The sequence below is a fragment of the Faecalibacter sp. genome, from assembly GCF_057177045.1.
Window position 1 is genome coordinate 1,655,772 of the sequence record NZ_CM169987.1, and the last position, 12,029, is coordinate 1,667,800.

Sequence of the window (12,029 nt, forward strand, 5' to 3'; positions counted from 1 at the left end):
ACAGCTCTCTTTTATTTTAAAACCGTTTTTAAAATATAATACAAGTCTTTTTGAAATGTCCAGTTTTCAACATATTCTTTGTTGATATTAACTTTATCTGGCCAGATGACTTCATCATTATATTCTATTGGATGTTCCACCATAGATAAAATCTGTTCTTCATTTCTATACTTTAGTTGAGCTGGGCCTGTAATGCCTGGCTTTACCTGTAAAATAATGCGATCTTGTCCCTTTAAACGATCTGCATAACCTTCTACATCTGGACGAGGACCAACGAAACTCATATCGCCCATTAAAATATTAAACAGTTGAGGTAATTCATCCAATTTATAATCTCTTAAGAATTTACCAATTCTCGTGATTCGATGTGAATGAGTTGTTATCGTAGAATGCTGTACACCCTTCATCGTTCTTATTTTAAAAATTTTGAACGACTTTCCAAATTGACCTACCCTATTTTGTTTGAATAGTCCAAACTCCTTAGTATCAATTGTTGCAATTAAAATCATACAAAAGATTAATCCTACCAATACAATTAGTAGGATTAATGCAAATATGTAATCAAATAATTGTTTCCAAAACATATTAAAAGAAACGCTCTTTTATTCGTAAAAATAATCGTTTCACTTTCCCTTTTAATGAATCATCAAAAGAGGTATCCTCATCGAAATAACCGTAACCATAGCCATAGCCGTAACCATAGCCATAGCCGTAACCATATCCTGAATTAACTTTAAATCCGTTTATAATAATACCAATGTTAGAAACTTCTCCTTCATCGTATTTGTTAGAAATGGTATTGATAAAATTCTTTTCAGAATAATTATATCGCGTCACATACAATGTACAATCACTATACTTCATCAAATCATAGGAATCCGCTACTAATCCGATCGGTGGCGAATCAATGACAATAAAATCATATTGTTCCTTAACAATTTTAAAGAATTCATCCATGCGTTTACTAAGAATTAACTCCGATGGATTTGGAGGGATTGGTCCAGCTGTAATGATCTTTAAATTTGGTAAGATTGTATCTTGAGTAATTTCTTCAATTGAAGCATTATCCGTCAAGTAATTCGTCATACCATATTTATTACTGATTCTAAAATCATCAAAAATTTTTGGTTTACGCAAATCCATTCCGATTAATAACGCTTTTTTATCACTTGATCCTAAAACAGATGCCAAATTCATCGAATTAAATGTTTTACCTTCTCCTCCGATAAATGAAGTCATCAATATTGTTTTATTATTTGAATGTAATGGCTCTGATCGATATAGGAATTTTAAATTTGATCGAATAGCTCTAAATGATTCAGCCAAACCTGATTTTGGACTATTAATTACAATTAATGGTGCATTATCTCCTAAATCTCCAACGGTTCCAACCAAAGGAATATTAGTACGTGAAGTGATATCCTTTATCACTTTAACTTTAAAGTCTAATAATTCTCGAATAATAACGAAAATAATAGGAATGATTAATCCTATGGCTAATGCAATCAAATAATTTCTTTTCGTGTCAGGAGAGATAGGACGTTGATTTTGATTCTTCGCAGGATCTATGATTGTAATATCTGATACATTTGAAGCTAACGTTAATCCTGTAGCATTTAATTGAGTAATTAAACTTGAATATAAACTATTGTTCATTTCAAACGCACGATTCGCTTCTAAGAATTCAATTTCTTGGAAAGGTAAATCAGCTACTTTATACTCAATTTCTGCTATTTTTTGATCAACTTGTTCTAAGTCCGTGTTTAATTTAAGTTTATGAGCTTTTACAATATTATCAATCGCGGCTCTGGCTTCAGCTATTTTTAAATCAGCTTCCTTAATTTCCTTAGCATTTTTCTGATAAATTTTTAATAATTCATCTTTTTGGTTTTCTGCTGCCTCTAGTTTATTAACATTTGACATGAAATATGACACATCAAGACCAGCAATATTTAATGCAATCATATTGCTAACACTACTATTAGAACGTGGTGTAAGACGATTTAGAGCTTCAATTCGTTCTTCTATTGCAATTCGTTCCCTATCCAATTGCATTAAAGAAGTTAAAATCTCTGATTTTTTAGCTGGAAAATTATTAATTCCAGTACGCTTCTGCAAATCCTGAAGATTAGCTGTAGCACTGTCTAATTTAAACCTAACTTTTGCAATCTGATCTTGTAAATAATTTTTAGTCTTAATGGTTGAAATATTCTTTTCAGATAATTCTGTTTCTATTAATACCTTAATTGAGGTATTTAATAAATCAACCGATTCATTAATACTTTTAGAATTTTTACTTACTGAAATAATACTAGCAACTTTTGAAGCTTGACTTACACTAAAATTTTGCATAACTCTACGCGTTGCTTCTGGAAGTGAAACAAATTTGAACGTATAAGTATTATCATCAAAACGAATATTCGACTTTTTAATTCTAAAACGATAATTCTTCGATTGTATCCATTGATCATATTGATAAGGACGAGTGAAATTATAATTACTATTTCCTAAAATACTATCATTCGGATAACTGTAAATTTTTCCTGATTCACTTACCATTTTTAATTGAAATGATTGTGCGTTTACAGGTGTAATTTCAATTTCAGAATTTATGATTTGATGATGCGATGTATCAATTTCAACAACAAAAGGAGCATCTAACTTGTAAATATCTGACTTCTTTAATTTACCTTGTTGGTAATAAAATACATATGCGCCCGTCTTTTTAACAACTTTTTCATTATGTATTCTAGAATTTAAAGTATAAGAAAGTGCATCCACTTTATTTGAGTTCCCCCCCAAATAAAATTGATTGAATTGTTCGATAAATTATTACTTGCTGCATTATGGGCAATTTTAAAAGTCGTTGAAGCACTATAAATTTTATCAAACTTCCAATTATTTAAATAGAAAGCTACAAGCAAACAAATTAGTAACGATATTAAATAAAGAGGCCAAGCCGAAATTAATCGAGGAATTAATCTCTCAATATCTAATATATCACCTGTCTTTTTCTTCTTTATATTTTCCATTAAAAACGATCAAAAAATAAATACACCCCTAAAATGGTTCCAATTACCCCCATCGTTGTTGTAACAACTGACAAAGGATTTAGACCAACACCCCAAACTTTTTCTTTACGTGGATTTACAACAATAATATCATTATTTTGAATCCAATAATATTCTGAATTCATGATAGATTCTTTTGTTAAATCTACATATACTTGTTTTGTACCATCAGGTGTAGTTCTAATAATACGTACATTTTTTAAATCAGCATAAATATTACTTCCACCACCTGCGCGTGCAAAAGCTTCGATTATTGTTAGATCCCTTTTTTGTGCTCTAAAATTACCATTAGTTCCCTCTCCTACAATCGTATAATCAATTCCTGCAAGATTTACATCAATGTAAGTTCCATCTGGTGTATAAATTTTATAAAATTCTTCTTGAATTGCTTTACGAGCCTGCTCTATTGTAAGTCCCTCCACACTAATTTTACCAATACGTGGTAATTCAATACTTCCATCTTTTCTCACTAAAACTCCTTGATTCTGTCCTGTTGAAAATGTTCTATTCCCTGATGTTGTAAAATCACTTAAAATTCCTAAAGTAGAAGGATTTACAGATGAAACATTAATTAAGATTAAATCATTCTGTTGAATATAATATTCTGGGACGTTATATTCAATCATACCTTTACTATTCAACTTCAAATTTTCATCAGGTTGTATCAATTGTATATCTTTTAATGATATACACGAAGTAATCAATAAAAGCAAAGCGATTAATATAGAGTTGGTAAAATAATTTTTCATGTTTAAGAAGTTATATTTTTGGAGATTTTGTATCGAATAATAGCAACAAAACTAAACGAAAGTAATAGAAATATCAAAAAAAGTTTATTGATCTCGAGATTTCTCAAGATATAGCCGATAATAATAAAAATGATATTAACGATTATTAAAATGGATGAAGTTTGAGTATGACTATACCCCATTCGTAAAATATGATGATGCAAATGATTTTTATCGGGATGTAAAGGATGTTTTTTCTGTAAAATACGCATAACAAATACTTGTAGTGTATCGATGACTGGTATACAAAAAATGAACATCAATAATACTGGTGCAGTATGTAGTTCATACGTTGGCAAACTCGCCATATATAAAAATCGAATAGCCATAAAAGTTAAAATAAAACCTATGACCATTGAACCTGTATCTCCCATAAAAATTTTCATTTTATCGGATAAATTATAACGCAAAAATCCAATTAATACAGCAACGATTGATATTGCTAAAATCCCAATGCTATAATCAAAAATGCGATAAAATATAAAAATAAAAGCCATACTAATCACGATTCCGATTCCAGAAGCTAATCCATCAATACCATCAATCAGATTATAAGCATTAATCAGTACTATAAATACAAAATAGGTTAAGAAAACTCCCACCCAATAGTTTAATTCATGAATTCCAAATAATCCAAATAATGAATTCACCATTATTCCCGATCCAAAAATGATTAAAGTTGTACTAATTAATTGGGCATATAATTTCTTATCAGGAGCAACAACTAATAAATCATCCATTAAACCAACAAAAAATAATATGGTAATGGCTGATAAGAAAAAAGCATAGTTTGCACCTAATTCCGTTGCAAAAATTGACGTTGATACCACTATTCCAAAAAATAAAGCAACTCCTCCTAATGTAGGAACTTTATTAATATGCGAACTACGTTCTCCAGGGACATCCATTAATCCCTTTTTAAAAGAAATTCGAATAATCTTTGGGATTGATATTATAGAGATTAGAAATGCAAAGCTAAATGCTCCTATTACATTGATAAATATCGGAGAGATATTCAACTGATATAAGAATTCTAATAATTTAAAGTTTTCCATACTTTTTTAATCCGTTAACTCCCCAATGAAAAGTATAATACATTGACTTAAATATACTTAATTTTAAATAATTTCGATATAGACGATATTGTTTTTTTGCTATAAATAATTTATTTCTTGAGACTGAATTTTCACGCATTCGATAAATTCCCAAGGGTTCCTTTATTGCTCGCGCAGATTTAATTTTTTTTAGCAATTCCATCCACATCGCATGATCCTCTCTCAACTCTACTTGTGGAAAAGAAATTTTACCGATCCGCTTACTATCATAAAGAGATGTTAGCATGGGAATAGGACAATTATATAATATTCTTTGATAATCTATTCGATCTTCCGCAATAAAATCATTTAAAAGCGGATTTAATTCTTCATCTACACGTTTATACGTAGCGTATACTAACTCTTCATGATTAATTTTTAAAAATTCAATACTTTTCTCTAAAAATTGAGGTAACCATAAATCATCACTATCAATAAAGGTAATATATCTACCATTTGCTATTTCTAATGCTTTATTACGAGAAACTGCCGCACCACTATTCATATGATTCACGTGTAATTTTACTCGAGAATCATTAAATTTTTCAATAATTTCGACTGAATCATCAGTTGAACAGTCATCTATAATAATCCATTCCCAATTTTTATAAGTTTGATTCAGAATTGAATCATATGTCTCCTTTATATATTTTTCTGAATTATAACATGGAGTTATAATTGATACTAATTCCTCCATAATCCGTATACTGCTCCATTAGTGAAAAATGTGCGATAATTTGCAAAATTAGATTTGTGACCCTGTTTAACTTGGAACCAAAATATTAACAATAATGTATAAAAAACAAAACTAAAATATACAAATCGGCGTTTGAAATGATCTCCATTGAACGAATAAATCATACGACCTAATGTCAAACCTAAAAAGACTAAATAAAAACCGGGTAACCGAATTCCAAAAATTCCTTTTCCTAAGAAAAAATATAATAAAACGCCCATGATAAAGAGATTTCTGAATATACAATATAACTTATCATGAACAGCATATTTATTATAAATCATTACCGACATCACCGACAGAATTTTAACTATGTCCCCAATAGCCACATCAGATTCTGCATACAATTGACTTTGATAGTCTTCAAACTTATCTTGTCCAATTGGCATAAATTGCATTATGATTTCTATAATTGCATTCAATCCTGTATAGTTGCCAATGATAGCAATTGTTACTAACCAACCAATTGTCACCTCATTAAACTTCATGACTCCTATCCAATACGCTAAAATGAATACGATAATCGATTCGTGGAATTGGTATCCAATCGCTATACACAATAAAAATTTCCACAATTTACGATCAATAATATATCGTACCGAAAAAATTGCAATTGCATTTGCCACCCCCTGACGTATATGCACATGTTCTTCAAACATAAAATTAGGCATCGCATAGATGAACAATACTAGAAAAGGCAATCCTCCATATTTATAAAAAGTTGATGTTTTTAAAGTCAATGCAACAATCGCCATTATTAAAGTTAACATCCCAAAATCAAATCCAATATCTCCGAGCAATTTATTTAAACCCAGATACCCTTTTTCCATGGATGCTAATTCTGCAAATCGATCAAGTTGCCCCCATGAAATATCTCCTAATAAATTAAACGTTTGAAAATAAGCCACCCAATCTGGGCTTAACCCATATCCAAGCCCTGCTGTGAACATCATAATGATAACAATGACATAGTACCATTGTTTACTTCCTTGTTCATTTTTCGAGAACTCAAAATAAGAGGTCACAACTAATAAAAAGAATATTAAATAATAGATTAAACTCATTATATTACAATTTTGCTAGGAGTTTAAGGTTAATTAATGAGATACCATAAAAGACTTTCTTTTTGAAAGGTAATGACGATAAATAATTATATTTAAATCGTTTATAATTTATAATTTCAGAATCCGAAATTCTATTTGTTTTTAAATATTGTTTTAAGTATTCAATCATTTCAGACTTCAATTCTTTATCTTTCACATAAGCTACATAAGCCAAATACGAATAATAACCCTGAATGATTTGAAAACGTTTCAATTCTTTTAAATTGTTTTTGTATTGACTTTGTTTAAAATAATTCGTCACATTATCAATCGCAATAAACATATCCAAGCCTTTTTGGGTATGCGTTTTCGTAATTGAATCTTGACGTTCAAAATATTTATAAAACGGTTGATTTATTTTTGAGATAATAGTTGAATCTAACACTAATTTCGGAATTAATTCAATGTCCTCGAAATGAATACCTTTTTGAAAACGATGTTTTTCAAATAATGAACGTTTGAATAATTTATTACATGCAAAACAACTCATTTCTCCAAAAATCGTTAAATCATCTATTAAAATTATTTTCTCTGGTAATTGAGGTGATTGTGGCAAATCTCGAAATTCATTTCCATTTTCATCCACTTTTACCAAATCGCAAAAAACGATCTCCGATTGATGCTTTTCGACTAGATGAATCATCTCTTCAAACATCTTTGAATCGATATAATCATCTGAGTCAATAAACGCGATATACTCCCCTTTTGCTTGATCAATTCCAACGTTTCTAGCATCGCTTAAACCACCATTTTCTTTAATAATTGATACAATACGATGATCTTGTTCTACATATTGATCAATAATTTGTTGTGAATTATCTTTCGAACCATCGTTCACCACCAACAATTCAAAATCACCAAACGTTTGATTCAATATCGAATCTAAACATTTCGGTAAATAGGCCGCTGTATTATAAACAGGTACAATTACGGATATTTTTGGCGATGGTTTCATTTATATAATTTCGAAAATGGTTTCGTATTGTTGGATAATGATATCTTTGCTAAAACGCGAATGAATACTATTTATAATCTTTTCTGACGAATGTTCTTTATCTAAAATGGATTTGATTTTTTCCGCAAAACCTTCAGTATCTTCTATCGGATAAATTTCACCATTAATATTCTCTTGAATAATTTCATTGATTCCTCCTGGACAGTTATTCGCTAAACTATAGGTACCACAGGCACCAGCTTCCAACAATACATTTGGAAAACCTTCGTAACGTGAAGAAAGAATAAATAAATCGGCTGCTTTTAGATAAACAAATGGATTGGCAACATTCCCTTGAAAGGTCACGTTATCCAATTTTAATTCATTTTTTTGCTGCAACAATTCATCTTTAAAAGCTCCATCGCCCAAGATTGTTAATTTGATTTTTTCATCTTTCAATTCATTCATTACATTTAATAATAAATCAAATCCTTTTCGAGGTGAAAGATTTCCAATTGCGACAATATTTTTATAGCTCTTGTCAAAACCTAAATTAATCTTTTGAGATTTCATTTGATCGATTAAATCAAAATCCACTGGGTTATTGATCTTTACAATTCGATTTTCCGAAATTCGAAAATTTTGAACCAAGTCATTTTTCATATCATCACTTTGGGCAATGATTTGATGAAAATTGTTATAAAAACGGTAGAAAAATAAAATCTCTTTTCGAGTAACGTGCTTTGAAACCACATTTGTCTCCCTTGTGATAAACTTAGTTTTTTTGAACATAGGAATCAGAGGTGATAGAAATGCTGAGATTTCTCCCCAACCTGTAAACACAATAGTGGGTTGAAGCTTATTGATCAACGGAACAATCTTAAAAATCGAATAACGAATGCGTTCCACATTCAGTTCGATAATTTCAACATCCTTTTTCAAATGATTCAGGTAATGCCCTTCCTTTTTGAACAACACTAATTTTGGACAAAACTTCGTTCGGTCCAATTCATTGCAAAGCGTTGTAATCACACGTTCTGCTCCACCTTGATTTAGGTCAGGTAATATGAATAGTATTGTTTTCAACAATTAATCGATTCTATTATTAATATAGCCTTCTGTTGCTTTTTCATTCGGGATAATTTGCATTGGATTTCCCATCACAATCGAATTATCTGGCACATCTTGTGTCACGTAACTGTTTGGTGCAATTAAAACATTATTTCCAATTGTAATTCCACCCACAATTACGGCATTTGTCCCTACCCAAACATCATCTTTTAACGTTGGAAAACCTTTCGATTTTCCACGATTGGTTTGACCTAAAGTTACACCGTGAGCGATATTACAATTCTTCCCAATTTTAGCGTTAGGATTCACGACAACGTGTCCCCAATGCCCTAAATTTAAACCTGGTCCAATTTCTGTTTTCGCAGAAATTTGATAACCATATTTAATCGAATATCTTCTCAACAATACACGATAAAATAATCCAAGCGGATGTTTAGTAGGGTATTGTTGTGCTTTTCTTAAACAGTATAAAAAACGAAAACCTGGACTCATAAACCCTTTCAAAAAAGGCGAGTTGGTCCAATATCCAAAGTTTCTGTAAAAATCTTTCTGAATAATTGTTTTCATCTTAATCGTTTAAATATTTTTCAATCGAATTTACTGCACTACTTAATTCAAAAGGTAATGCTTTTGCTTCAATATTATGTTGATATTTTTTCGCTTCTTCAGGATGTTGAAGAAAATATTTCAATCCGTTGTAAATTGCTTCTTCTGAATTCTCAATGATATAACCTAATTCACCATCATTCAACATTTCTCTCACTCCGGAAACATCAGTAGCTATTATAGGCTTAGCCAACGTCATTGCTTCAAATAAAACTGTTGGATATCCTTCGTAACGTGAAGACAAAATATAACAATCTGCTTGGATAAAATACGGATATGGATTTTCTTTGAAACCAATCAAATGTGCTGTATCATTTATTTGAAGCTCATCCACTAATTTTTTGATATTCGGAAAATCGTACCCATCTCCTACAATCCACACTTGATGTTTGAACCCTTCATCTAATAATCGGCGGTGCGCACGTAATAAACGATCAAAACCTTTTTGTGGAAATACAGTTCCTATCGAAACAAACGTTGGTTGATTATCGATTTTCGCTAAATCGCAAGGTTCTTTAGCCAAACGTTTGATTTCTTCTACATCAATCGGATTATAAATTCGAACGACTTTCCCTTTCTGCTCATCCGAAGTCGCCAAATCCAAAAATAATTGATTGATTTTCTGTGAAATCACCAAAATACGATCGAACTTGAAAAAAGATTTCAAACGTTCATTTGTATATTCTGGGATATTGGATAAATCGTTGTGAATCCAAACAATTTTCTTGGAAGATTTTATAGGAGAATTTAGAATCTCATCGGCCATACCATGGATTGCAGCAAATTCGATATCATACGTTTTATTGGGTAAGATGAATTTGTACAATAATTTGGGAAACTGCTTCAGAACAGATTGATAAATTACTCTGAATGCTTTTTCAGGAATATCTTGTGGACGATTGGTTGTTATCATTTCTCCTTTATTCAAATAGTAGATGTTAATCCAAGACGGTACATCTTTTAAATATTTACCGGAATAAAGATTCAACAACAAATCGATTTCATATTTGTCTGGTGAAAGATTTTTTAAAAAAGTGACTAATACCTTTTCGGCACCTCCGTGACGAAGCGAGCCAATACGGATTAATATTTTCTTCTTTTCAGCCATTATTTCGCAGTTTCCTTACGTTTATACAAATAGAAATCTCGACCAGAAGGTTTGAATTTATAGATTTTATCTAAAATTGGATTGTCTGATTGAGCAACATCCATAATTTTAAATTCTTTGATTAATTCGTAATCCTCATAGATGGATTGATCAGCCAATTTCCCTTTGAACATTGGTTTAAAATCTTCTAAAATATATTTCGGTTTTGCTTTATTAATCAAGTTTGAAAAACCTACTTCAGTACCATTCTTCACGATATTTTCTTCTGTTAAGCGTTTGTCCACCAAACCTACATAATCAATCACTTTTAGTTTTGAAAAGTATGGAATATAACCTGCTGGTTCTAAGAAAATGTAATTGTCTTTATTTGGTTCAATTGAATCTAAATACAATCCTATATTTCGGGCATGATTCCATTCCCCATGTCCGGTTGCTATAGAATGTACGGCTTGATATGCTGTAAAAGGAATCAAAACAAATATTCCATATGCTAAAGCTAATTTCTTGTAAAATTCATTATCTAAAATAATTAATATAATTGGCATGAATAGACAGATTTGAGGTATCCAATAATACCAATCGAACCAAGAGTTCGCAGCCCCAAAAATGAACGTTTTAATCACACCAAATAGGAATAAAAATCCAATTACTTTTTTACGGTTCGTATCCCATTTTCCTGTTAGAATAATTAAGCAAATTAATGAAACAACAAACAAAAATATTGTTGAAAAATTATAAATGGATGTAGGAAATTTAATCATTCCAAAATAGTTTGGACCAAAATATTTAAATTCTGTCCAACGCTCTAATAAAGAAGGATTGGCGTAATTATTTTTCTTTGAAGTAATTGTATTGTTAACGATTTCACCAAAATAAAACCAATTAAATGCGACGGTTGTCAATACAGCTAAAATTCCACCAATCATTAATGCATTATTCCATTTACGTTGTTGAATCACATCATAGATAAATAAGATTCCCAAGAAAATGCATGTATCAATACGTGTCCATAATATTAAAATCGGCATTAAAATAAATGCCCAATTTTTTCGTTCGACAAAACCGTATTTAATTAATGCCATGTAGAAAAAGAAAAGCATTCCGAATTCCATTCCTAAAATGGACATCTTTATCGCAGGTGGTAAAAAACTTACAAAAAGAATAAATAAGATTACTCTTGCAGTTGTTGATAATAATAGCTTTCCTAACCAATAGATTCCTATGGTTAGTAAAATGGTGTTAAAAATTAATAAAGGGTAAATAAAATTTCCTTCACCGAAAATGGATTGGAAGATTACCCCTATAAAAACATAGAAATGCGTTGTAGAGGCTGATATTTTTTCTGCACCATTATAACCATATACACCATATTCGATAATATTTCGTGCTACACGCCAAGAAATCAATGCATCCTCTTGAATATGTCTTGTAAAAAAGAATATTGACTTTAGTGCAATTATTATGATAGAAGCAAAGAATATTTTCTTCCTATCAATGTAATTTTCCATAAGTTTAGTT

At 30.5% G+C, this 12,029-nt stretch carries 11 protein-coding genes; all 11 read right to left on the minus strand.

Annotated elements, in window-relative coordinates; all coding sequences use genetic code 11:
• Window positions 1–11: 11 nt before the first annotated feature.
• The 11 genes from AC1QSP_RS07715 to AC1QSP_RS07765 all read right to left on the minus strand — a co-directional run bounded on the left by AC1QSP_RS07715 (window position 12) and on the right by AC1QSP_RS07765 (window position 12,019).
• Window positions 12–584, minus strand: a complete 573-nt coding sequence (locus AC1QSP_RS07715) for a sugar transferase (protein WP_484078206.1) — start codon at window positions 582–584, stop codon at window positions 12–14.
• 1 nt (window position 585) lies between these two features.
• The gene (locus AC1QSP_RS07720; RefSeq protein ID WP_484078207.1) at window positions 586–2,802 is read right to left on the minus strand and encodes an exopolysaccharide transport family protein; all 2,217 of its coding nucleotides are present in this window, start codon (window positions 2,800–2,802) and stop codon (window positions 586–588) included.
• Between the two features lie 229 nt (window positions 2,803–3,031).
• Window positions 3,032–3,820, minus strand: coding sequence for a polysaccharide biosynthesis/export family protein (locus tag AC1QSP_RS07725; RefSeq protein WP_484078208.1), 789 nt, complete (start codon window positions 3,818–3,820; stop codon window positions 3,032–3,034).
• A 2-nt stretch (window positions 3,821–3,822) separates the two neighbouring features.
• Window positions 3,823–4,914 (minus strand): glycosyltransferase family 4 protein, encoded by a 1,092-nt coding sequence (locus AC1QSP_RS07730; RefSeq protein ID WP_484078209.1) that lies wholly within the window; start codon window positions 4,912–4,914, stop codon window positions 3,823–3,825.
• A complete protein-coding gene (locus tag AC1QSP_RS07735) occupies window positions 4,901–5,650 on the minus strand; it encodes a glycosyltransferase family 2 protein (protein WP_484078210.1) in 750 nt (249 codons plus the stop codon). Before AC1QSP_RS07735 ends, AC1QSP_RS07730 begins: the two co-directional genes overlap by 14 nt.
• Window positions 5,638–6,753: an EpsG family protein gene (locus tag AC1QSP_RS07740; RefSeq protein WP_484078211.1), complete on the minus strand. Its 1,116-nt coding sequence runs from the start codon at window positions 6,751–6,753 to the stop codon at window positions 5,638–5,640. The genes AC1QSP_RS07735 and AC1QSP_RS07740 overlap by 13 nt, the downstream gene beginning before the upstream one ends.
• A gap of 4 nt (window positions 6,754–6,757) precedes the next feature.
• The gene (locus tag AC1QSP_RS07745) at window positions 6,758–7,747 is read right to left on the minus strand and encodes a glycosyltransferase family 2 protein (RefSeq protein ID WP_484078212.1); all 990 of its coding nucleotides are present in this window, start codon (window positions 7,745–7,747) and stop codon (window positions 6,758–6,760) included.
• Entirely contained in the window at window positions 7,748–8,812 is a 1,065-nt protein-coding gene (locus AC1QSP_RS07750) for a glycosyltransferase (RefSeq protein WP_484078213.1), read from the minus strand.
• A gap of 3 nt (window positions 8,813–8,815) precedes the next feature.
• Entirely contained in the window at window positions 8,816–9,364 is a 549-nt protein-coding gene (locus tag AC1QSP_RS07755) for a serine O-acetyltransferase (protein ID WP_484078214.1), read from the minus strand.
• A 1-nt stretch (window position 9,365) separates the two neighbouring features.
• A complete protein-coding gene (locus tag AC1QSP_RS07760) occupies window positions 9,366–10,511 on the minus strand; it encodes a glycosyltransferase (protein ID WP_484078215.1) in 1,146 nt (381 codons plus the stop codon).
• Window positions 10,511–12,019: a glycosyltransferase family protein gene (locus AC1QSP_RS07765; protein ID WP_484078216.1), complete on the minus strand. Its 1,509-nt coding sequence runs from the start codon at window positions 12,017–12,019 to the stop codon at window positions 10,511–10,513. The genes AC1QSP_RS07760 and AC1QSP_RS07765 overlap by 1 nt, the downstream gene beginning before the upstream one ends.
• Window positions 12,020–12,029 lie beyond the last annotated feature (10 nt).

Coding starts and splice junctions, on each gene's coding strand:
- AC1QSP_RS07760 (WP_484078215.1), bottom strand. CDS start 10,511: ATGGCTGAAAAGAAGAAAATATTAATCCGTATTGGCTCGCTTCGTCAC.
- AC1QSP_RS07745 (WP_484078212.1), bottom strand. CDS start 7,747: ATGAAACCATCGCCAAAAATATCCGTAATTGTACCTGTTTATAATACA.
- AC1QSP_RS07735 (WP_484078210.1), bottom strand. CDS start 5,650: ATGGAGGAATTAGTATCAATTATAACTCCATGTTATAATTCAGAAAAA.
- AC1QSP_RS07755 (WP_484078214.1), bottom strand. CDS start 9,364: ATGAAAACAATTATTCAGAAAGATTTTTACAGAAACTTTGGATATTGG.
- AC1QSP_RS07730 (WP_484078209.1), bottom strand. CDS start 4,914: ATGGAAAACTTTAAATTATTAGAATTCTTATATCAGTTGAATATCTCT.
- AC1QSP_RS07765 (WP_484078216.1), bottom strand. CDS start 12,019: ATGGAAAATTACATTGATAGGAAGAAAATATTCTTTGCTTCTATCATA.
- AC1QSP_RS07725 (WP_484078208.1), bottom strand. CDS start 3,820: ATGAAAAATTATTTTACCAACTCTATATTAATCGCTTTGCTTTTATTG.
- AC1QSP_RS07715 (WP_484078206.1), bottom strand. CDS start 584: ATGTTTTGGAAACAATTATTTGATTACATATTTGCATTAATCCTACTA.
- AC1QSP_RS07740 (WP_484078211.1), bottom strand. CDS start 6,753: ATGAGTTTAATCTATTATTTAATATTCTTTTTATTAGTTGTGACCTCT.